The organism is Polyangium jinanense (genome assembly GCF_028435365.1).
On record NZ_JAGTJJ010000010.1, the window covers coordinates 1 to 22,071 of the forward strand.

The following is a 22,071-nucleotide window of genomic DNA, read 5'->3' on the forward strand; positions in this document are numbered from 1 at the left end:
GCAGGAGCCGCTGCTCGACCTCCTCCACGGTTCCTTCAGCTGGATGCTCATGCCGATCGCGTGAACCACTACGAACTTTGGGGATGATGTACTAGCCTGAGGGGAGGCGACACGCGCGCCGTCCCGTGCTACCGCTCCCGTCGTCATGGACTCGCTCCTCCAGGCGGTTCGTAAAGCCTGCCCGCCCGGTCTCTGGTCGAAGGGCGTCAACCTGGCCCGCGACGGCGCCGTGATCCTCGACCGGAAGACCTCCACCGAGCTCACCTATCGCATCCGCGTCCCCGGCGTCGCCATCGCGCCCACGGTCACGCTGTACGCCGCGGACGAGGAGTGGACCTGCGATTGCGGCGGGAAATTCGATCCCTGCCAGCACGTCGCCGCCGCGGTGATCGTCGCCGCCCAATCCCCCGAGGGCCACGCTCCCGCGACCGGGACGGACATGAGCCAGCGGGCCGCGCCCGCGCCGAAGCCCGTGCTCGGCAAGATCGAATACGAGTTCAGCCGCGACGCGGGCACGTTGTTCCTGGAGCGCGCCGTGGTCTTTCCGGACGGTCGCCGCGAGCCTTTCCAGGGATCGATCACGAATCGCGTCTCGCGCGGCGATCTGCCGGTCTTGCCCACGCATGAGGACATCACGATCGACCGGATGTTCTCCACCTGGAAGGGCGGCGTCGTCCCGCTCTCGCGCGTGCGGGAACTGTTTGCGCTCCTCGAGAATGCGCCGAGTGTCCTTTTCGACGGTTTTCCGGTTCGCACGAGCAAGCAGGCCGTGCGCCCCTCGGCCGCCGTGATCGACGGCAAGAATGGCGGCGTCCTCGTGCGGGTCGAGAAAGACCCTTCCGTCGACGAGGTCATTGCCCGCGGCGCCGCGCGTACGGGCGACGTCCTGCGTCCCCTCGGGGATACCTCGATCACGGGCGATGCATGGGAAAAACTCCCCATGGAGCGGCTCGTTGCGAAAGAGGAGCTCGGCACGTTCGTCACGAAGATCCTCCCCGACCTCGACAAACACACGCGCCTCGTGGTGCGCACGCGCAGGCTGCCGGGCGTGGCGCGGAAAAGCCGCCCGCGCATTTCGATCGAGCTCTCGCAGGCCGGGCATACCCTCTCCGTGCTGCCGCTGCTCGTGTATGGGGATCCGCCGGAGGCGCGCGTCGATCAGAATGTGCTCGTGCACCTCGGCGGGACCGTGCCCGTGCGTGACGAAGCCGAGGAGCGAAGGCTCATCGAGCGGCTCCGCGACGAGCTCAACCTGATCCCCGGCCGGCGTGTCGATCTCGACGGCGAGGCCGCATTACGATTCGCGCAGAAGCTCAAGGGATTCCGCGGCGGCGAGCAGGGCGAAACGCTCGGCGAGCTCTTCGGCAAGCGCCCGCTCGTGCCGCGGTTCGACATTCAGGGCGACGGCTTCGACGTCGTCTTCGAATCCATCGCCGAAGACGGCGAGGAGGGCGGGACGACGAAACACGCGAGCGGCGCGGCCGTCATTCGCGCGTGGAAGGACGGGCTCGACATCGTCCCGCTCGAAGGCGGCGGGTTCGCGCCGCTGCCGTCCGATTGGCTCTCGCGGTTCGGTGATCGCGTCGCCGATCTGCTCGCCGCGCGGGCGGAGACCGAGGACCAGACCATTCCGCCCGCGCTCCTGCCTGCGCTCGCGCGCCTCTGCGAGGAGATCGACGCCCCGCGCCCGCCGGGTTTTTCCCGGCTCGCCCCCCTGCTCGAAGGTTTTTCGGGGATCCCCGAGTCGCCCTTGCCCGCGGGCCTCGCCGCCACGCTCCGTTCGTACCAGCGCCGCGGCGTCGATTGGCTCTCGTTCTTGCGGGACACGGGGCTCGGCGGGATCCTCGCGGACGACATGGGCCTTGGAAAAACCCTGCAAGCGCTCGCAGCCACGCGTGGCCGCGCGCTCGTGGTTTGTCCGAAGAGCGTGCTTTTCAACTGGGAGGCGGAGATCCGGAAGTTCCGGCCAAACTTCTCCACGGCCCTCTACCACGGCCCCAAGCGCGCGCTCGATCCGAAGGCGGACGTCACGCTCACCACGTATTCGATGCTGCGTATCGACATCGAGGCGCTTTCCGCCATCGAATGGGATACGATCATCCTCGACGAGGCGCAGGCCATCAAGAATCCCGACAGCCAGGTCGCGCGGGCCGCGTATGCGCTGCGTGGCAAATTCAAGGTGGCGCTCAGCGGTACGCCCGTGGAGAACCGGCTGGAGGAGCTCTGGAGCCAGATGCATTTCGCGAACCGCGGCTTGCTCGGCGGGCGGAGCGATTTCAAGGAGCGTTATGCCGGTCCGATCGAGATCGGCCACGCCGGCGCGGCCGAGCGGCTGCGCGAGCGCATTCGCCCGTTCGTCCTGCGTCGATTGAAGCGCGAGGTCGCGCCCGAATTGCCGCCGCGTACCGATCGTGTGCTCAGCGTGGAGCTCGACGACAAGGAGCGCGCCGTGTACGACGCCGTGCGCGCGGCGACCCTCAGTGACGTGGTCAAGCGCCTCGCCGAGGGCGGCAGCGTGCTTGCCGCGCTCGAAGCTTTGCTCCGGCTGCGCCAGGCGGCCTGTCATGCGGCGCTCGTGCCCGGGCAGATGGCTCCGGGGTCGTCCAAGGTCGAGGCCCTCGTCGAGGCGCTCTCCGACGCGGCGGCGGACGGCCACAAGGCGCTCGTTTTTTCGCAATGGACGTCGCTGCTCGATCTCGTGGAGCCGCACCTCGCCGAGGCGGGGATCTCCTTCAATCGGCTCGATGGCTCGACCGTGGATCGCGCGGGCGTGGTGAACGAGTTCCAGGCCGATGGAGGCCCGCCGGTGATGCTGCTCTCGCTCAAGGCGGGCGGGACGGGCCTCAATTTGACGGCGGCCGATCACGTGTTCTTGCTGGATCCGTGGTGGAACCCGGCCGTCGAGGACCAGGCCGCGGACCGCGCGCATCGCATCGGCCAGGACAAACCCGTCTTCGTGTACCGGCTCGTGGCAAAGGACACGGTGGAGGAGCGGATTCTCGCGCTGCAGGAGAAGAAGCGGCTCGTGGCGGACGCGGCGCTCGGCGAGGCGGCGCAGGCGGCGGCGATCACGCGCGAGGATTTGATGGCGCTCCTCAGTTGATTGGACTGCCAACGAGGTAGGCGCGCGTGTGCGCCCCGGAGTTGTCGCCAATAGCGTGACGGAGCGGGAAATGCAGGCATTCGAGCACGGCACGTGAATTGCTGTGCGCGGCCGTCATGAAATGGCAATCGAGGCTCTTCTTCGTCGTGTCGGCGGGGCTCGTGGCGGCGGCATGTCAGGGGACGGAAGCCGTGCCGCTCACGCCGAGCACGGCGGGGCCGTTCACGGTGGAGGGGTATTACGGCAAGGGGGCGCCGAGCGTGTACGTGCTCGTCGTCGACGACGCGAATACCCCGGAGGCGGCCGCGCTTCGGGCGCGCGCGGCGCAAGCATTACGTGCGAGCCTCCTCGCCTACGTGGAGAGGCGCGGGGAGAGCTGCGTGGGGACGCGTGATCCCGCGGAATGGCGTCCGGGCGATGATCGTGTGGTCATCGTGCGAGCGAGCGCGCCGACGCAGCTTTCGCTCGTCACGCCCATCGATCGGCCCGCGCTCGCGTGGACGACGATCACGTCCAAAGAGGAAGAAATCGACGCCGTCGTGGCCGCCGCGACCGAGGCCATGGAGCAGCGGCTCGCCATGCCCGGGGAGACCTATCGGCCGCTGCGAGCCGCGAGCCGCGCGCTCGATCTCCTGAAGGGATTGCAGGCGCCGGAGACCGAATCGGAGACGGCGTTCGTCGCGTCCCTCGCCAAAGGTACGATCCAGGCGCTCGTCGTGGCGAGCACGCGGGACGACGAGGACGTCGTGCCCCCGGCGGACCTCGTTCCGAACGAGGTCTCGTTATCGTCGACGTATCGTACGATCGTGGTGACGCCGTCGAATGCCGGGCAATGTCAGATCGGGGAGGCCGAAAGTACGCGCCTCGAAGCGTGGGGCGAGCTCGTCGGGGCGAGGGATTATGGGTGGCCTTGCGACGATGACAGCACCTGGAACCTCATGCTCCATCCGGGGTTCGTCGATTGCGGGCACCTCTGCGTGGAACGACCGATCCAGGTCGACACGAGCGGCGCGGCCGCGTGCAAGGTCCACGTCGAGCAGCCAGACCTCGAGCGATGTGATCCCGACAAGGGATGGCGGGATCCGGGCGGGAAGGAGATCCTCGTCGAGTGGAATGGCCAGACGCTTCGCCGCTGCGAGGTCGTGCAGCACGAGGGCGCGGCGCTCGAAAGCTGTCGCACCTCGCCCGATTGTCCGGGCTGTGCGAGCGGGTTTTGCGTGACAGACGTTTCCTTCGAAGAGGCGACGTGCGAGGAGGGGAAGCACCATTGGCCCCTCCGTTTCACCGGCGGAGCGAGGGCGCTGCCGTATGGACGGCTCGAACTCACCTGCGACACGGCGGAGGATTGACCGGCGTGACAAGGGCTGCCGTCGAACGATCCAAACACCCATCGAAGATGGTCCCGGTGCTCGGGACAAACCGGATCGAGCGGATCCAGAGCGCGGCGAGCGCGCTCGCGATCGATCTCGACGTGCAGGATTGGTTTTTCGTGTGGACCGCGTCGACGGGCCGGGAAGTGCCTTAATCACGAAGGCCGGCGAGCGCGGCCGTGCCGGCCATCCAGGCGACGAGCGCGAGCGCGGCGAGCTTTTGCAGCGCGGGAATCAGCGCCGAGGTGATTTCCACGCCTGAGGCGACGTGCGCTGCATAAAGCGCGCCGTCGAGCGCCGCGAGGCCCGCCGTCAATCCCGCGAGGCGCGCGGGCATGCGCGACCCGTGTCTCGTCGCGAGCAGCCCGAACGTGGCGAGGCCGCCCGCGAGGAGCCCGGGCACCGCCGCGACGAAGATGAGCAGCGCATGGAGCACGCCATATCGCTGCGAGGGGGCGAGCGGCACCGCAATCGCGGCGAGCGCCGAGGCGAGCCCGAATCCACGCACGGCGAGCGCGAGCCGGCCGCGCTCCGGAAAGAGCCGCGTGACGAGGAACCAGAACGGCAGCGTGCCCGCGGACAGGAGGATCATGCCGGCCTTGCCGAAGGAAGCGCCGGGGTTCGTCTGCCCATTGAGGGCGCGATCGGCCGTCAGATCGCAAAAGAAATTGCGGAAAAAGTCGTGCCCGGGGGAAGCACGATCGAGCCACGTGCCGCCGGGATAGAGGGCCATCGCGGCGGCCATCAGCGAAAGAGACAGGACGAGCGACCCGAGCACGAAGAGCGCCGCGGCGCGCACGGCGGGCGGCGGAGCGGGGCTATCTTCGGCGATGGGGCGCGCCATTGCCGCCCGAGTCTACTTCGATCCTTCCGACTTGGGGCGACGTACGAGGACGTGGTGGAACGCGGCGCCGAGGTGGCGAATCTCGGAGGCGGTGATGGTGGCGGCGTCGGCGCGCTCGCCCAGCTCGAATCGGCTCAGCACGAGCAGCCCCGCCTGGTGCGCCATGAGCAGCCGGTTCTTGAACTCGGCGAGCCCGAGCCCGGACGTCTCGCCGCGATCTTCGAGCGAGCGGAACAGCGCGGCGATGAACACCTTGCCGTCGTCTCGACCGAGGAGCAGCTCGGTCGCCGCATGCCCCACGCGGACGGCGAAATCACGCGGGGAAAGCACGATCAGCGGCGGAGCCGAGCCGCGGCGCCGCTCGTCGTCGCGCAGCTTGCGCGCATGCGCGAGGAGCGCGGCCACGCCGTGCGGCGAGAGATCGGCGAGCAGGGCCAATAGCTCGCTCGCCGGATCCAGCATCGGCGGCGGAACGCTCGCGCGCGGCGGCACGCTCGCGCGCGGCGGCGCGATCGAGCCCGACCTCTGGGCCCGCATTTTCGTGCTGCTCTTGCGTTTGGGAAATGGGCTGAGTCGACCCTGCGACATGATGACCGGTCAACCTACCAGCGACCGGCCGCCCGGTGCAACAAGGCTTTTCCGCGTGCCCGGCGGAACGTGGGAGCGTCCACGAGACACCTCCCTTTGTTGCTCCGCGCGCAGAGGCGCCGCGCTCATCCACACATAGGTATGCTGGTGCAGATCGAGACGTCCATCTGGCCCGCATGACTCGCGCCGTTTGGCGTGACGAACGCGTATTTCACCTGCGCCGTGTCGTTCCCGACCGAGAGGACCTCGACCGAGGCGCTTTTCGGCGCTTCGGAGTTGCCGCCGACTCCATTCGCATACCACCACGCCTGCACCTCGTTCGTCGGCATGGCGGCATGGAACGTCCACGACTGTCCGGCCGCGAGCATGGACGTGTTGCCAGGGTAGATCGCGAAGTGGAGCTGCGGTTCGAGGCCCGCCGCCTGGCCGCATGTCGACGCGGTTCCGAGGTTGAATACGAGCCAGGGTCCGTCGTTCGGCGCGCAATCGTTGCTCACGAGGCCCTCGGCGAGCAGGCTCATGGCCGGCCCGCCGCCGCCCTGGCCGCCGCTGCCGCCATGTCCGCCATTGCCGCCATTGCCGCCGTTGCCCTGCTGCACGTCGGGGCTCGAACACGCGGCAGCCAGGCCGAACGCGCCCAGCGTCGCCGCCAGCAACATTCCTTGTCGCATCGGAAAAACTCCTCGGCGCGCAATCACCGCGTGATGCGCGGCGCGCCTTCCTCGTCGACGGCGTCTTTCACGTCGGCCGCGTCGGAGGCGGCCTCGTCACGTCCGTCGTCCTTCTTCGCCGCCTCGGTCCGCGCCGCGTCGTCGCGGCCGATCGAGGCGCCTGCGAGCGCCCACAAGGAGACCGGGACGTCCGGGCCCGTCGTCGCTTTCGTGGCGCGCGAGAGATAAATGCCGCCCGAGCGCTCGCCATTGTCGCTGCGGGCCTCGGCCGTGCGGCGCGGGGCCGGCGCAGCGGGCGGAGGCGCCGCGCGGCGCTCCGGGGTCTTCACGCCGCGCTTGCCCTTCTTCGCGATCTTCTGCCGCGCCTTGCTCGGCGCGTTTTTCGCGATCTCGACGCAGCTCTTCGCCATCGAGGGCGGGCACGAGATCCGCACGTGGAAATGGTCGTCGTGGGGCAAACCCCCGGTCGGCTGCATCATGACCTGCGCGGCCCGCACGTAGAGGGCGCGCGCGATGCCACGCGAGCGAGCATGCGTGAGCAGGGCGTGCTTGATCGGCTCGGCCACGAAGATGTGGCTCACACGCGCCTGCCGATCGAGCAGGAGATTCTGCAAGAAGAGCCAGTTCCGCGCGACGTCGAAGCGCGCGCCCGGCACGCCCTTCGCCGTGAGCTTCTCGTCGACCTTCACGAACGAGGGGCGCAGCACGGGCTCTCCTTTTTCATTCACCAGGTAAAACCCGAGATCCGCGTCGCGCCCGCTCTCGTGGGAGTGGTGATGCGCGAGCTCGCCGCCGTTCTTGCGCGAGAGGTCCCCGACGCCGAGGACGGCGCCCGGGTACTTCTTGTGCACGGCCTTGGCCGCGCGATCGAGCGCGTGGACGAGCGCGGGCAGGCCCCAGCGGGTGTCCGCGTCCTTGTAGTTGTAGGCCGGGACGACGCGCAGGTAGGGCTTGTCCTTCGTGTCGAGCCGAATGCCGCCTTCGAGGCGCCCGTCGTTCGGCGGGCCGACGGAATCGGCGCGCGGCGGCGGCTCGGGCTTTTTCTCCGGCGCCGCGACCTCGGTCTTCGTCGTCTTTCCGACCCGTCCGGGGCGTCCCGTGGCCGAGGGCTCGGTCTTGGCGCGGCGCGAAGGGCCTTGGGGCTTGTGCGTTCCCGCGCGTGCGGCCTGGGGGACGGCGGGCGTGGGCGGCGCGGCGTCGGCGGGCGTCGTGGGCGTGCCGCAGAGCGCAATCGCGAGCGCGGCGGCGAGGGAGCGGAAGGGGCTACGCACGGCCCCGGGAATAACCTTCGGCGAAGGACGGGGCCAAGTTTCCACCCAGCGTCCTCTGGGAAGATCGCTTCGTGATCTTCCGAGCATCGAACCGGTCGATGCTCTAGGGCTTCGCGTAGCCCCACTCCACCACCTGGGCCATGTCCTCGTCGTCCATCCCCGCCGCCTTGCGCGCCGCGCGATTGATCGAGATATCGAGGCTGAAGGGAAACCTCTTGGGAACCACGGCGTCGCGCATGCGCATGAACGCGAGCTCCTCGAGGGCTTGCTCGGGATTTGCCATTACGAATTCGCGACGAATCTTCTCCAACTGCTCGAGGTCGAACGCGTGCGCTTGCTCGCGCTCCTCGCGCGCTCGGCGCCTGTCTCCGTTACAGAGGTACGTGCTCCAGCGAACGCCGCTGCGAACATGGAAGATCTCGTCGGACATGATGGCCCCGAGGACGCGCGTGACCTGCTCTTGCCCATAGAACGCGCGTTTCTTGATCTGGAGGACGAACCCATCCAGGGACAGCGCTTCCTCGAACGTGCTGCGCAGGAGGAGGCGCCAGAGCAGCTCGCGTTTGCTCCCCGGCTCGCACGGCGCGTGATGGTAGTGGAAGTCGTAGACGCCGGTGCTGATCGGCAGGTCCCCATACGTGCCGCCGAAGTCCTCGAGGGTGTTGATACAGGCCTGCGCGTGCCTCGACTCGTCGAACATCTGGCGCGCCATCGCCGCATGAAACTCTTCGGGCATGTCCGGGTGCTCGTAGGAGCACCGCGCGAACAGCTCGAGGGTGGTGATCTCCTCATCGGTCATGCCATGAAACATCTGGCGCGTGTGCTCGACCTCATCCTCGTAGATGGCGCGCGACGACAGGGCCCCGCGTGTCGCGAACCTCATGTGGCCGGGCCGGCTGGGCCTCGGGACCCGGTCGATCGGAGCCCATAACCACTCGCTGACATCCGTCGGCGCGCCGGCCTCGCGAGCCTCCCAGAGCGCTTGGAGCACGCGCGCGTGCTCCTCGGGCGCTCCGGTGAGATGTTGCGCTTCGTACCAGGCGATCTGGGTCTCCAGGGAGCGCAAGGCGGTCTCGAGCTGCTCGCGAATGTTCGTGTCCAGCACCGGATCGGTGCCTCCCAGCACGTCGACCACAAGGCCCTTTGCGCGTCGCTTGAGGTCGGCGAACAGCGACCAGAGCAGGATCGGCTCTGACGCGCTCCTGTCGATCGCACAGGCGTAGTTTCGCCAGCCCTCGGGCAGGGACAGGCGAAAACCTCCGATCGGGAGGCTCAACGATTGCGTCGTGTTTCGCAGGGTGGAAGCATTCTGCATGCTCGCATATTGAAACCGACCCAGCGTCAGCGTCGTATCGATCCCGACAATCTTGGGCATCCAACCGGCCAGAACATGGGCCGCAGCTCGCTCCAGATAGGCAATCCGCTGCAAGGCACAAAAGATGGCCGGACGCTGCCAAAACTCTCTGCTCATTGTCAAAACTCCAATGGAAGGAGCCTCGAATGCGGCTCTTCGTATCGAGGACGGAGCCGCGCCGCGGCTCCCGAGGTTGATTTCCTTCGCCTCGGGCAGTCTTGGCCGTCTTCGAGGCCTCCGATCGACAAGCGACCGGAGGCCTCGAGTGGGCTTTGGTGAGCTATCGAATGACCGTGACATGCCAGGAGCAACAGCAGCGCGACGAGACCCCCCGGTTGTGCGTCCAGCCCTTGCCCATGCCGAGGGTAACGGCCTCTTCGAGGAGCTGCTTGATCTGGTCGGCCGACAGGTTCTTGAACATGAGGGATTCTCCCGTTCTCATTGAATGTCTGTGTCGCGTCGCAGGTCACCTCTCGATGACTTGCGAGGGCGGGGCCATGGCAACTCGCGGGCCACGGAGAAAACACGGCCTGGCGCCGCGGAGCGCGGTTTTCGGCCGCACGTCGGGCGCGAGGATCGCGCAATGCGTTGCCTGATCACGCAACCGGCGACGCGGCACGAGAGCGGCCGCGTTCGTCTCGATGGTCGCAAGGATCGTGGAGAGCGCGTCTCGCCTTCGGCGAGGTGAAGCAAGCAGCGAGCGGAGCGCAGCTTCTCCGCGTCGTCGTCGCCGGTGCCGGCCAGGCGTTCGAGCGCGGCTCGTTCGTTACCAGCGCGTGCTTCATCTACGAGGGGCCGCCATCCCGACCCTCGATGATGACGAGAGCGTCGCCGTCAAACCCGGCCGCCGTGGCTGGCGCCCTCAATTTTGGCAGCCAATGCGCTCGTTATGCAGCGCGATATCATCGATCCACGCCGTGAAACCGGGCGGGGCTTGCTGATAGTTCGTCCAGCCGATGCGCACCTCGCTGAAAGCGTTTGGGATCTGCGAGCCCTCGTAGTTGCCGGGCCCGTTCGCGAAGCTGATCTGATCGACGTGCACGTCGTCGATGTAGAAGTCGTAGCTCTGCGTCGGCCCGTCGATGTGCCATTCGGCGCAATGCCACTGGTCGTCGAACATCCAGGTGTAATCGCTTCCCTTGCCAAACTCGGCCCCGTTGGGCTGGACGTTGTAGAGGTACTGGACGTGAGAGCCGTTGCCGTCGTTGTTCCAGCCGTCCTTGTCCTCCTTTACGGTATCCACCACGCGGACCTCCTCCGGCCCTGCGGTGGGGCCGTCGCCGTGAAGCGCGACGATGGTCGAGTGGACGAAGGCGTCGGGGACGGGGAGCGCTACCTTGTAGCGAATGCGGCCCCAGTGCCCGCTGCCGAGCTTCGAGCCGTCGTGATAGATGCGGCGCTCCCCGTTGGCAATCGGGCCCAATTTCAATGAGTGGGCGCCGCTCACCGCTTCATCGTCGGCGACCGCGGCGGGGTCGCCGTGCTTGGTCCACCCTTGCGGGATCGCACCGACCTCGGTGGCCTCGAAATCCTCGCAGATGATGTATTTGCCGGGAGAGCATAAAGCTTGATTCTGGCCGGAGCCGCCGGAGCCGCCGGAGCCGCCGCTCCCGCTGCTGGCCGTCGAGCTGCCGCCGGCGCCGCCGGTACTGCTGCTGCTGGTGCTGTCACCGCCATTCCCGCCGCCGCCCGAGCTCGAATTCGAGGGGTCCGAGCTGCAGCCTGCGTGGAATGCGATCAAGAGGAGCGCGAGGCTGCAAGCGTGAACACGATGCATCGTTGACCTTCGACTTTCTGCGCGAATGGTCGAGCACTCGTCCACTCGCCCGTAAGGCGCGTGATCCTACCCCAGGGCGGCCACGGATGCTGTAGAGCTGCGCCCCCAAGCAGAAGAGGTCCCGCTCGGTCGCGAGCCCCCGAGGACGAGACGACCACGTCGCTTGGGGCTCAGCGGCGGCAGAAGCTCGGAAGCGTGCATGAAGGACCCGCGGGAAGGTTCGAGGAGGCGCATCGTGCGACCGACCATCCGCACGACGACGTACGGACACTCTCCAGCCGCCCCCGCACCGGCACCGGCAGCCCCGCGCTTGCTGGCCAGCCCCTCCGCCCGACGTACGGGCTCCCCAAGGCGTTCGAACCAGCGTCCTCTGGCCTTCCACCGGTCGCGAACGACCAGCCAGCCAGCATCAAGCGCCCATCCCCGGTTCCACGGTATGCGCGGGCTTGTCTCCCTCCCATTCCCGCGTGAAGAGCGCCGAGAGGGCCACGAGAGCGCTCGCCTTGTCGACGTTGCCCTTCGGGCTGGGTGCGGGCCTCGGTGCCTCCTTGTGTCTTTCGTTCTTTCCGGACGGACCGAACGTTCAGAAGCGCGCGCGGCCCCGCACCACACCCGCGAACAGCTTATCCCCCTGGCCACCCGGGCGCGGCTCTGGTAGCACTCCCGGCCGTATGAACAAGGTCTACCAGAGCGCCCTCGACGCGTGCCGGGACATCCCAGACGGCGCGACGATCCTCGCGGGCGGCTTCGGCCTCTGCGGGATCCCCGAGAACTGCATCGCCGCGCTGCGCGAGCTCGGCACGAAGGACCTCGTCGTCGTCTCGAACAACTGCGGCGTCGACGATTTTGGTCTCGGCGTGCTCCTCCGGAACAAGCAAATCCGGAAGATGATTTCGTCCTACGTCGGCGAAAACAAGGAGTTCGAGCGCCAGTACCTCTCGGGCGAGCTCGAGGTGGAGCTCACGCCGCAAGGCACGCTCGCCGAGCGCGTCCGGGCCGGCGGCGCGGGCATTCCGGCGTTCTACACCCCGACCGGCGCGCACACCGCCATCAGCGAGGGTGGCCTGCCGGTCCTCTACAACCCCGACGGCTCGGTGAAGAAGTACTCCGAGAAGAAGGAGATCCGTTCCTTCAATGGTCGGGATTACGTGCTCGAACCGGCGATCCACGGCGACTTCGCGATCGTGAAGGCCTGGAAGGGCGATCGGTACGGAAACCTCGTCTACCGCAAGACGGCGATGAACTTCAACCCGATGATGGCCACGGCCGCGAAGGTGACGATCGCCGAGGTCGAGGAGCTCGTGGAGGTCGGCGAGCTCGATCCGGACACGATCCACACGCCGGGGCTCTACGTGCACCGCGTCGTTCAGGGCGCGAAGTACGAAAAGCGCATCGAGCGCAGGACCGTCCAGAAGCCCGAGGGAGCGAGGCAGTAAGATGAGCCTTTCGCGAGAGCAGATCGCACGCCGCGCGGCTTTGGAGCTCCGTGACGGCTTCTACGTGAACCTCGGCATCGGCATGCCGACCCTGGTCGCGAACTTCATCCCGAAAGGGATGGACGTCGTGCTCCAGAGCGAAAATGGCCTGCTCGGCATCGGCCCCTATCCGGTGGCCGGCAAAGAGGACCCGGACCTCATCAACGCGGGCAAGGAGACGGTCACGATGATGCCCGGCTCCGCCACGTTCTCGAGCGCCGAGAGCTTCGCCATGATCCGCGGCGGCCACATCGACCTCGCGATCCTCGGCGCGATGGAGGTCTCCGAGAAGGGCGACCTCGCGAACTGGATGATCCCGGGCAAGATGGTGAAGGGCATGGGCGGCGCGATGGACCTCGTCGTCTCGGCCAAGCGCGTCGTCGTGATCATGGACCACGCCGCGAAGAACGGGTCGCCGAAGATCCTGCGCGAGTGCGGCCTGCCGCTCACGGGCCGGGGCGTGGTGCACCGGATCATCACGGACCTCGCGGTCGTCGACGTGACGCCCGACGGCCTCGTCCTGCGCGAGCTCGCGCCGGGCGTTTCGGCACGTGAGGTGCAGGAGAAGACGGAGCCTGCGCTGAAGGTGCCGCACGACGTGAAGGAAATCGACCTCGACGGCGCCCAAGCATCGACGTAGGGCGTAGAATGAGCTGGCCAGACAAAACACCGCCCAGTGCCGGGGAAAAGCGCTCGATCGGCGCAGGTGTGTTCCGCCGCTGCGAGGGCTGCGGCGAGACCGTCACGGCCGCCGATCTCGCAGCGAATTTCGAGGTTTGCCCGCGCTGCGAGCATCACCACAAGCTCTCCGCGGCCGGCTGGCGGGCGCTGCTCTGCGACGAGGGCGCGCTCGAAGCGTGGGACGAGCACCTCGTGCCCGACGACCCGCTGCGCTTCAGCGACGGCCGGAGCTACAAGGATCGCGTCTCCGCCGCGCAGAAGAAGACCAGCGCGCGCGAGGCGATCGAGATCGGCAAGGCGAGCCTCGGCGGCCGGCCGATCGGGTACGGCGCGTTCGTCTTCGCCTTCATGGGCGGCAGCATGGGCTCGGTCGTCGGCGAGAAGATCACGCGCCTCTTCGAGCGAGCCGCCGAGGAAGAACTGCCCGTCGTGCTGCTCTCGGCCTCGGGCGGCGCGCGCATGCAGGAGGGCATCCTCTCGCTCATGCAGATGGCGAAGAGCGTGGCGGCGCTCGAGCGCTTCCGGCAGCGTCGCCTGCCTTTCCTCTCGGTGCTCCTGCACCCGACGACGGGCGGCGTGGCCGCGAGCTTCGCGTTCCTCGGCGACGTCAACATCGCCGAGCCGAAGGCCCTCATCGGCTTCGCGGGGCCGCGCGTCATCGAAACCACGATCCGGCAGACCTTGCCGCCTGGCTTCCAGCGGGCGGAGTTCTTGCTGGAGCACGGCATGATCGACGCGATCGTCCCGCGCCTCATGATGAAGCAGACGATCGGCCTGCTCCTCGATCACCTGCAGGACGGCCGCGCCGCTCGGACTCCACGCTGACCGGATGACGTCACCACGTCTGATCCCCCTCGTCGACGAGCTCATGCGGCGCGCGAGCCGCCGGGGCATGTCGCTCGGGCTCGAGCGCATGCACGCGGCGCTCGCGGCGCTGGGAAACCCCGAGAAAAAGCGGCGGTTTTTCCACGTCACCGGGACGAACGGGAAGGGCTCGACGAGCGCGATGCTGGAGTCGATCGCGCGGGAAGCGGGCTTCCGGACCGGGCTCTACACTTCGCCGCACCTCTGCCGTTTCGCCGAGCGAATCCGGGTGAACGGCGATCCCCTCGGCGACGACGACCTCGCGGACGCGCTCTGCCGGGTGCTCGCGGTCGCGCCCGATGCGACGTTCTTCGAGGCGATGACGCTCGCCGCGTTCGTCGCGTTCGACGCGGCGGACATCGAGGTCGGCATGATCGAGGTGGGGATCGGGGGGCGGCTCGACGCGACGAACGTGCTCGAACGGCCGCTCGGGACGGCGATCACGTCGGTGGCGCTCGACCACACGGCGCTGCTCGGCGACACACACGCGGCGATCGCGCGGGACAAGGCGGGCCTGTTCCGGCAGGACGTGCCGGTCGTGCTGGGGCCGCTCGACGACGAGGCGCTCGCGGTGGCGCTCGAGGTGGCGCGGGACGTGGGCGCGCGGCCCATCTTGCGGGTGGCGCGGCCGGGCGAGGGGGCGTCGCATGCGGGAGACGTCTTCGTCTTCGAGGCGCGGGCGCTTCCGGATGGGCGCGCGCGGATCGAGCTGCCGGGCCTGTGCGTCGAGACACACCTCGGGCTCACCGGCGCGCATCAAATCGCGAATGCGGCCGTGGCGGCGGCGCTCGTGGCAGCAACCTCGATGCCCACGTTCAAGGCGCTGCCGGGGCTGATCTTGCGCGGCCTCGCCGCGGCGCGATGGCCCGGACGGCTCGAACGCATCGAGAAGGACGGAAAGGCCGTTCTCCTCGATTGCGCGCACAATCCGCACGGCGCGGCCGCGCTCGCCGAGCACGTGCGTTCCCTGGGCTTTTCGCCCGATCGGGTGGTGCTCGTCTTCGGGGCGCTCGCGGACAAGGCGTGGACGGACATGCTCGACGCGCTCGGCCCGCTCGCCGATCGACGCGTGTATGCGGAGCCGAAGGGCCGGGCGCCGGCGCCTGCGACCGATCTCGCGGCGCGTTTTCCCGGCCAGCCCGTGCCCGAGGGGCGGGAGGCGATCGCGCGGGCCCTCGCAATGGCGGGGCCTGCCGACCTGATCGTGGTGGCGGGGTCGATTTATCTCGTCGGTGAGGTGCGGGGCGAGATGCTCGGCCTCGCTTGTGATCCCGTGGTCGCGTTCTGATCACGCGCGGCGCGTGGCCGCTTCGTTGCGAGTTTTGCCGGCCCGACGTACAGTGCGCGCCGATGAGTTCGCGAGCATTCGACGTCATCGTGATCGGCAGCGGCCCCGGCGGGGAAGGGGCGGCCATGAAGTGCGCCAAGGAGGGCCGGAGCGTCTGCGTGGTGGACATGCGCCACCAGGTCGGGGGCGCCTGCACGCACACGGCCACGATCCCCTCGAAGGCGCTTCGCCACGCGATCCAGCGCTTCGTGGAGATGCGCCACGTCCCGGGTTTCCGGGCGAGCCCCGACGCGCAGCCCTCGTTCGGTGACCTCACTCGCACGGCGAGCAGCGTCATCGCGCGCCAGACCGACATGCGGCAGACGTTCTACGAGCGGAACAAGGTCGAGGTCGTCGAGGGCCGCGCCCGGTTCCTCGATCCCCACACGGTGGAGGTCGGGCAGCCGAAGGGCGCGATCGACGTCCTCACCGCGAAAGCGTTCATCATCGCCGCCGGTTCGCGGCCCTATCATCCGCCGGACGTCGATTTCAGCCATCCGCGCGTCTACGACTCCGACACGATCCTCGGGATGGAGGAGATGCCGCAGTCGATGATCGTTTATGGCGCGGGCGTCATCGGCTGCGAGTGGGGCAGCATGTTCCGCATGCTCGGGGTGAAGCTGAACCTCATCAATACCCGTGACAAGCTGCTCTCGTTCCTCGACGACGAGATCGTCGACGCCCTCGCGTATCACCTGCGCGACATGGGCTGTTTGATCCGGCACAACGAGGAGTACGAGCGGGTCGAGGGCCAGGACGACGGCGTGGTCCTGCAGCTGAAGAGCGGCAAGAAGATCAAGGCCGACGTGCTGCTCTGGGCGAACGGACGCACGGGCAATTCGAATGGCATGGGGCTCGAAGAGCTCGGCATCGCCATCGATTCGCGCGGAAACATCAAGGTAAATGAGGCCTACCAGACCTCCACGCCGCACATTTACGCGGTGGGTGACGTGGTGGGTTTCCCCTCGCTCGCGAGCGCCGCGTACGATCAGGGCCGGTTCGCCGCGACACACCTCGTCGAAGGGCGCCTCGAAACGAAGCTCGTGGAGGACATTCCGACGGGCATTTATACCTCGCCCGAGATCTCCTCCGTCGGAAAGACCGAGCGTGAATTGACGAAGGCGGGGATCCCGTACGAGGTCGGCCACGCGCAGTTCAAGTCGCTGGCGCGCGCGCAGATCACCGGACGAACCGTGGGGATGCTCAAGATCCTGTTCCACCGCGAGACCCTGGAGCTGCTCGGCGTGCATTGCTTCGGGGACAATGCGAGTGAAATCATCCACATCGGTCAGGCGATCATGTCGCAGGAGGGCAAGGCCAACACCCTCCTGTATTTCGTGAACACGACGTTCAACTACCCGACGATGGCCGAGGCGTACCGCGTCGCGGCCCTGAACGGCCTGAACCGGGTGTTTTGACGCGAAGCGCGACGCCGGCGCATGGTAGGGCTGTTCGCCAAGGTACGCGTATTCGTGCTTGAGTCGCAGGGGAGGGGTGCATAAGGTGTGTCCTCGGCAGGAGGACAGACCCATGCACGTCACGCAGGCGAACGACGGAATCAAGATTGCTTACCGCAGCTTCGGGGACGGCCCCGAGGTGGTGTTCCTCGTCCACGGGTGGATGGTCTCGGGCGCGGTCCACGACGACCTGCTCGAGCACCTCGACAAGGACGGCCTGCGCGTGATCGTGCCGGACCTGCGCGGCGCGGGCCAATCCGACAAACCCGAGGCGGGCTACTCGATCCAGCGTTATGCCGACGATATCCTGGCGATCGCCGACGCCGAGGGCATCAAGTCGTTCACCGTCGTCGGTCACAGCATGGGCGGTCAGATCGCCCAGTGGCTCGCGGCCTATCATCCGGACCGGGTGAACGGCGCCGTCCTGCTCTGCCCGGTGCCCGCGAGCGGCGCGCCCTTGCCCCCGGAGGCGATCGGCCTCTTCTCGAGCGCCGGCGGCAACCGCGACGCGCAGCGCACGATCCTCGGCCTCGCCTGCAAGGAGCTCTCGCCCGCCTCGCTGGAGCGGCTGCTCGACGACGGCGCGCGCACGCTGCCCGAGGCTGTGCGCCTCTCGTTCGACGTCTGGCGCACGGGTGGGTTCGCCGATGCGCTCTCGTCGATCAAGGCGCCGCTCCTCGTGGTCGGCACCGATGATCCTTTCCTTCCGCCCGCGGCTCTGCGTGGTGAGATCGTCGCAAAGGTCCGCGGCGCTCGTTTCGCGTACCTACCCGGGCCGGGGCACTACGTGCAGGTCGAGCGCCCGCGGGAGACGGCAGCCTTGCTGCAAGCCTTCCTCTCCGCGCGCCGGCCGTGACCCGCGCGCGTCGTGCCCGGACGCGGCTCCTCGCCGCGGTGCGGAGGCGCCGCGCGGGGCCGGTCCGGGTGCATCCGGGCACGGGGCAAGAGCCGGGGCTCGCCGCGCTTCTCGGCTTGCTCGCGCGGAGGCGGGACGACGTGCTCGCGCGCGGCACGGACTGGGTCTTCGCGCTCGCGCCGGATCTCCAGGGCAAGCGGCCGCGTGAAGAGACGGAGAACCTCGTCGATCGGGTCATCACGACGAACGTCGCCGTCCTCGAATCCGGCGACCGGCGGCCGCTGCATACGTTCATCGATTACGTGACGAGCCTGCGCGCGGCGAGCGAGTTCCGCGTCTCCACGCTGCTCCGGGGGTTTCTCTCGTTCAAGCGGGGCCTCGCGGCGGTGATCGCCGAGGAGCGCTGGACCGCGCGCGAGGCCCTCGGCGCGCTCGGGCTCGTCGACGAGGTTTATTACGAGGCGATCTTCGAGCTCTCGGACGTGTACGGCGAGAAGCTCGTGGGGTCGGTGGTGGCGCAAAAGCGCGAGCTCGAGGCCGAGCTCGGGGCGAAACGCGCCGAGCTCGACGCCCAGCACGCGATGCTGCGCGCGCTCTCCTCGCCGATCCTCCGCGTGTGGGAGGGCGTGCTGCTCCTGCCGCTCGTCGGCGAGATCTCGCCCGAGCGGGCCGAGCATGCGAAGAGCGTCCTGCTCCACGCGATCGGCACGTACCAGGCGCGCGTCGTGCTCATCGACGTGACGGGGCTCAGCGTGGTCGACGCGCACGCAGCGGGGGTGCTCGGCGCGATGATGCGCGCGACGGGGCTCGTGGGGGCCGAGGGCATGCTGGTCGGCGTGCGGGGCGACGCGGCGCGCACGTTCGTGGAGATCGGCGAGCTCTTCCCGGGCGCGCGGACCTTCGCGACGCTGGGCGACGGCTTGCGGCATGCGATCCGGCGCGTGCTTCATCTTTCGAAGGCGCGGCCGTTCTGATAAAACCCCGGGCCGTGGCCCTTCCGCCGAACATCTGCCTGGTGAACGCCGCGCGCAGCCTTTGCGACGACGTGTTTTTTGCGATTGCCTCGACGAACCGCCTCGACGAGGGCGTCCTCCGCGCGCTCGCGAAGCGCCGCGCGCCCGTGCTCCAGGCGGCCGCGCGTGGGGCGCCACCCGAGCACCTCGGCGCGTGGGACACGTGGCTCGTGCGGATGGCGGCGGCGATGGCGCCGATCCAGCCGCCGCGGTGGCTCGCGATGGCGGACGTGATCGACGAGGGCATCTCGCTCGAAGGCGGCGCGCGTGGCGTGCGGTCCTTGTTCACGACGAAGCCGAGCGAGAAGGACGTCGCGCGGGTGAAGGCGTTCGGGGGGTTCGCGGCGCGTGCGCTCGCGGCGGTGCTCGGGGCGACGGGGACGTTCCAGATGGAGGCGAAGTCGCAGCGCGGCTGCTTCATCGCGTCACTCGGTTTGCCCGAGGAGGACGAGCGGGCGCTCGCGAAGGAGGAGCCGGCGAAGGCCGAGACGCTCGAAGTGCCGGAGGGTTTGCCGCCGAAGATCGCGCGGGCCGTGCTGCGAGGCGCGTTTTACGCGGCGATGCTGGAGGGGGTCGATCCGCGCGAGGAGCAGGCGGTCCTGGTGATCGGGAAAAAGACGTCTCTGCCGGCCGAGGAGATCACGGCGGCGCACGGGGAGGCGCGGCAGCGCATCGAGGCGGCGCGGGCGTTCGGCGCGCCGTGCGTGGATGCGATCCGGTATGTGCTGGAGGGCGAAAAGGAGAGCGACGAGCTTGCGGTCGCGGCGGCGCGGCTGACCTTGCCCATGAATCACCGCACGGAGGCGATTACGGCGGTGAACGTGGGCGGCAAGGTGGTGCTCGCGAAGAAGCATTCGCTCGACAAGAAGCAACGCGAGGCGGCGCTCGCTTTGGCGTGGGCGGCGGCGTTGCGGTCGGATCCCTCCTATGTGCGGCGGAGTGAGCTTGCATTGCGGCACGACGCGGTGGCCGCGGACCTCGGGGACGAGGGGGCGGGGAAGGATGCGCGTCGCGGGGTGGAATCGTTCATCGAGGACGAGCTCAGGGCGCTCGGGCCGCTGGTGCCGCCGCCATTGCCGTGATGGCACGGCGGGTGGCGTGAAGGCGGCGAGCAGGCGGAGCGCGGGGCATGGGGGATGCCCCGGGTCATGCCGAGGGCTGACGGCCGGGCGTTGGGGATGACCCGGGTCATCAGCGAGGCTGGCGGACGGGGCATGGAGATGACCCGGGTCAGAGCCGAGGGCTGACGGTCAGGCGTTGGGGATGACCCATGGGCGTGCGCTTGCTGTTGCTTCTGCTTGGGGTTGTTGCGGTAGGGACGGGGTGTGGACCTACGGTGACGGCGAGGCAGTGCCGCGATCCGGCGGAGTGCGCCCTGCAAAGAGGTCTCTGTGACAACAGTTGCTCGCACCCTGGTGCCGCCTCCGGTTGCGGAGCGTGTTGCCAAGAGATGGAACGAAAATGCAACGACTGTGACGTCGAGAGAAAGCAGATCGATTTTACTTGCTGCGACTGAACGACCGCGAAGGAAGTATCATGCAACTTCGAATTGGCGCGTTCCTCCTTGTGCAGGGGATCCTGACTGCTGCATGCGGTCGCTCGGATTCAAGCCGCTTCACCATTCAACACAACAAGGTCGAGCGCGTGGAGGGGTGCCATATCATCCTGGACATCTGGAACCCCGATCATGAAACTCCCTATGCGGGTGTACGCTTCGTTTGCGGCGCGCCCGAGTCGGCCCAGCACCAGGAAGCGTGGTGGGGGGACAAGCCCCAGCCCTTGGCGTTCGACATGGGCTTGGGCGAATGCTTGCTACTCGGTGAGAGATTTTATTGCCTGGAGAAGGTCGAGCCCGAAGGTGTGACGTTCAAGGCGACGTACCAATGGGCCAACAGGCACCACGACCGCATCAAGCCGCTTCCCTGATACGGGCCCGCCATGCACAAGCTTGCTCCTCGGTGAGACGTTCTACTGCGTCGAGGCGATCGAACCCGGAGAGGTGACGTTCAAGGCGACGTACAAGTGGGCGACACGGCACCACGACCACCTGAAGCGCATCCCCTAGCCCCACCCCCAGTTCGTCCCGGAACCCAAAAAGTTTGTCTCGGGCTTGACGCCTGGGTTTGTCCTTGGTACGAAGTGTCCTCGGGAGGCCGGCGCGGGCTCTGTGCCCTGGCCGGGTGTTCGTTAGCGGAGTGTCGGCGTCGGTCTCCCCCTTTTCTGCCCGTCGAGGCGAGGTTCCGCGGGTTTGTCTGCGTACTTGCGTGAGGAGTCGGCCAGGCGATAGGACGACGACATGCCTCCGGAGCAGGACATCCCCAAGCTTCATCTCAGGTCCCCGGCGGCGGTTCGCTGACTTCGATATCGAACGTCTCCTCTTGATTGCCCGTGGTGACCTTGAGCGTCGCGCGCCCGGTTGTCACGCTCGAGAGCGCCACGCAACTCGGCGGGATCCACGGCGGCGCCGCCCACGGTTGCGCGTCCTCCGACGACGGCTCGGGGCGCGCGGCCACGACGGTCTCGGACGGCTCGAATTTCCACTTCGCCCCGACCACCGTCCGTCCCTCCGATTTTGCGAGAAAGCAGAAGGTCGTGGCGGAGGCTCCGCGCGTGAGCTTGATGCGCGCTCCCTCCGAGGTGTCGGGCAAGTTCAGGACGATGTCGTCAATCGACGAGGCGACGCGAGCGGCCATCGTCGAAACCTGGCCGCCCGCCCGCACCGTGATCGACAGGTCCGCCTGCGAGGTCGCTCGGACCTCATAACGATCCCAGGCGCGGCGCGAGATGTCGGCGCCCCGGACGTGCATGTCGAGCCCCTCGTCGACCACCTGGACGTCGTTCGAGTCGAAGAGCAGAATTCCGAGCTCCGCCGGATTCCCCGCGAGCACCGCCCATTGATCGGCCTCTACCTTCTCGGACCGGAGCTCCCGCGGGATCAAAGACATCCGCGCGAGTGCCGTGCTCGCGATCTTGACCCTATCGAGCAGCTTGTTCGTCCCCGGCTCGAGGAGCCGCAGCAGCGCCTCGCCCTCGGATGCGCCTCGCAGGACGAGCGACGTGGGGCCCGTCGATTCGAGCGTGGCAATCCTGGAATCGACGAGCGTCGCGTCGAAGCCGGCCACGTAGGCCACGTTGGGCTCCGTCGCGTAATAGACGGTCACCGTTTGCGTGCCCCCGATCGCCGTCGGGAGGAGCAGCTCCTCGTCCGCGTCGTTGACCGTATGTGCCCCGACGAACACCAGGCCCGTCGGCGCCAGATCGGAGCAAGTCTCCCCGATCGGGCACTTGCCATTGGCCTCCGCGCGCTCCCCTTGTTTGCAGGCGAGGAGCGCGAGCCCCGCGAGGACTACGCTCATCGCCATCGTCCATCGACGCTCCCGCTCTTCGGTCGGGCGCACATTTCCCGATTGTAACATCATC

General features: G+C 68.0%; 20 protein-coding genes. 12 read left to right on the plus strand and 8 right to left on the minus strand.

All coding sequences use genetic code 11. The features are described 5' to 3' along the window. Nucleotides 1-145 precede the first annotated feature (145 nt). The 3 genes from KEG57_RS20030 (at nucleotide 146) to KEG57_RS20040 (ending at nucleotide 4,628) form a co-directional block, all read left to right on the plus strand. On the plus strand, nucleotides 146-3,103 hold the full coding sequence (locus KEG57_RS20030; RefSeq protein ID WP_272426979.1) for a DEAD/DEAH box helicase: 2,958 nt from the start codon (nucleotides 146-148) through the stop codon (nucleotides 3,101-3,103). A gap of 116 nt (nucleotides 3,104-3,219) precedes the next feature. Further along, the gene (locus tag KEG57_RS20035) at nucleotides 3,220-4,452 is read left to right on the plus strand and encodes a hypothetical protein (RefSeq protein WP_272426978.1); all 1,233 of its coding nucleotides are present in this window, start codon (nucleotides 3,220-3,222) and stop codon (nucleotides 4,450-4,452) included. A gap of 5 nt (nucleotides 4,453-4,457) precedes the next feature. Further along, on the plus strand, nucleotides 4,458-4,628 hold the full coding sequence (locus KEG57_RS20040; protein ID WP_272426977.1) for a hypothetical protein: 171 nt from the start codon (nucleotides 4,458-4,460) through the stop codon (nucleotides 4,626-4,628). On the opposite strand, the gene KEG57_RS20045 is transcribed toward KEG57_RS20040, so the two are convergent. The 7 genes from KEG57_RS20045 to KEG57_RS20075 form a co-directional block, all read right to left on the minus strand. Further along, the gene (locus KEG57_RS20045; protein ID WP_272426976.1) at nucleotides 4,625-5,317 is read right to left on the minus strand and encodes a hypothetical protein; all 693 of its coding nucleotides are present in this window, start codon (nucleotides 5,315-5,317) and stop codon (nucleotides 4,625-4,627) included. The genes KEG57_RS20040 and KEG57_RS20045 overlap by 4 nt on opposite strands. Before the next feature lie 12 nt (nucleotides 5,318-5,329). Next, nucleotides 5,330-5,854: a hypothetical protein gene (locus tag KEG57_RS20050; protein WP_272426975.1), complete on the minus strand. Its 525-nt coding sequence runs from the start codon at nucleotides 5,852-5,854 to the stop codon at nucleotides 5,330-5,332. Between the two features lie 176 nt (nucleotides 5,855-6,030). After that, a complete protein-coding gene (locus KEG57_RS20055; protein WP_272426974.1) occupies nucleotides 6,031-6,576 on the minus strand; it encodes a hypothetical protein in 546 nt (181 codons plus the stop codon). Nucleotides 6,577-6,599: 23 nt separating this feature from the next. Next, complete coding sequence (locus KEG57_RS20060) at nucleotides 6,600-7,847, minus strand: penicillin-insensitive murein endopeptidase (RefSeq protein WP_272426973.1); 1,248 nt, start codon at nucleotides 7,845-7,847, stop codon at nucleotides 6,600-6,602. Nucleotides 7,848-7,950: 103 nt separating this feature from the next. Beyond that, nucleotides 7,951-9,222, minus strand: coding sequence for a DUF455 family protein (locus tag KEG57_RS20065; protein ID WP_272426972.1), 1,272 nt, complete (start codon nucleotides 9,220-9,222; stop codon nucleotides 7,951-7,953). A gap of 259 nt (nucleotides 9,223-9,481) precedes the next feature. Continuing rightward, nucleotides 9,482-9,622 (minus strand): hypothetical protein, encoded by a 141-nt coding sequence (locus KEG57_RS20070; RefSeq protein WP_272426971.1) that lies wholly within the window; start codon nucleotides 9,620-9,622, stop codon nucleotides 9,482-9,484. 441 nt (nucleotides 9,623-10,063) lie between these two features. After that, nucleotides 10,064-10,978, minus strand: coding sequence for a hypothetical protein (locus KEG57_RS20075; RefSeq protein ID WP_272426970.1), 915 nt, complete (start codon nucleotides 10,976-10,978; stop codon nucleotides 10,064-10,066). A gap of 671 nt (nucleotides 10,979-11,649) precedes the next feature. Here KEG57_RS20075 and KEG57_RS20080 point away from each other — a divergent pair. The 9 genes from KEG57_RS20080 to KEG57_RS20120 all read left to right on the plus strand — a co-directional run bounded on the left by KEG57_RS20080 (nucleotide 11,650) and on the right by KEG57_RS20120 (nucleotide 20,577). Beyond that, nucleotides 11,650-12,414: a CoA transferase subunit A gene (locus KEG57_RS20080; RefSeq protein WP_272426969.1), complete on the plus strand. Its 765-nt coding sequence runs from the start codon at nucleotides 11,650-11,652 to the stop codon at nucleotides 12,412-12,414. A 1-nt stretch (nucleotide 12,415) separates the two neighbouring features. Continuing rightward, nucleotides 12,416-13,093 carry a CoA transferase subunit B gene (locus KEG57_RS20085; protein WP_272426968.1) on the plus strand — a complete coding sequence of 226 codons (678 nt, stop codon included), beginning with the start codon at nucleotides 12,416-12,418 and terminating at the stop codon, nucleotides 13,091-13,093. Between the two features lie 8 nt (nucleotides 13,094-13,101). After that, the gene (gene accD, locus KEG57_RS20090) at nucleotides 13,102-13,959 is read left to right on the plus strand and encodes an acetyl-CoA carboxylase, carboxyltransferase subunit beta (protein WP_272426967.1); all 858 of its coding nucleotides are present in this window, start codon (nucleotides 13,102-13,104) and stop codon (nucleotides 13,957-13,959) included. Between the two features lie 4 nt (nucleotides 13,960-13,963). Continuing rightward, complete coding sequence (locus KEG57_RS20095) at nucleotides 13,964-15,286, plus strand: bifunctional folylpolyglutamate synthase/dihydrofolate synthase (RefSeq protein ID WP_272426966.1); 1,323 nt, start codon at nucleotides 13,964-13,966, stop codon at nucleotides 15,284-15,286. Nucleotides 15,287-15,348: 62 nt separating this feature from the next. Further along, nucleotides 15,349-16,743, plus strand: a complete 1,395-nt coding sequence (sthA, locus tag KEG57_RS20100) for a Si-specific NAD(P)(+) transhydrogenase (RefSeq protein ID WP_272426965.1) — start codon at nucleotides 15,349-15,351, stop codon at nucleotides 16,741-16,743. 112 nt (nucleotides 16,744-16,855) lie between these two features. Next, nucleotides 16,856-17,638 (plus strand): alpha/beta fold hydrolase, encoded by a 783-nt coding sequence (locus tag KEG57_RS20105; RefSeq protein WP_272426964.1) that lies wholly within the window; start codon nucleotides 16,856-16,858, stop codon nucleotides 17,636-17,638. Next, complete coding sequence (locus tag KEG57_RS55645) at nucleotides 17,635-18,612, plus strand: STAS domain-containing protein (protein WP_272426963.1); 978 nt, start codon at nucleotides 17,635-17,637, stop codon at nucleotides 18,610-18,612. The genes KEG57_RS20105 and KEG57_RS55645 overlap by 4 nt, the downstream gene beginning before the upstream one ends. Nucleotides 18,613-18,626: 14 nt before the next feature. Further along, complete coding sequence (locus KEG57_RS20115; RefSeq protein ID WP_272426962.1) at nucleotides 18,627-19,733, plus strand: hypothetical protein; 1,107 nt, start codon at nucleotides 18,627-18,629, stop codon at nucleotides 19,731-19,733. A 454-nt stretch (nucleotides 19,734-20,187) separates the two neighbouring features. Beyond that, the gene (locus KEG57_RS20120; protein ID WP_272426961.1) at nucleotides 20,188-20,577 is read left to right on the plus strand and encodes a hypothetical protein; all 390 of its coding nucleotides are present in this window, start codon (nucleotides 20,188-20,190) and stop codon (nucleotides 20,575-20,577) included. A gap of 404 nt (nucleotides 20,578-20,981) precedes the next feature. Here KEG57_RS20120 and KEG57_RS20125 read toward each other — a convergent pair whose 3' ends face one another. Next, nucleotides 20,982-22,070, minus strand: a complete 1,089-nt coding sequence (locus KEG57_RS20125; protein WP_272458695.1) for a hypothetical protein — start codon at nucleotides 22,068-22,070, stop codon at nucleotides 20,982-20,984. Nucleotide 22,071 lies beyond the last annotated feature (1 nt).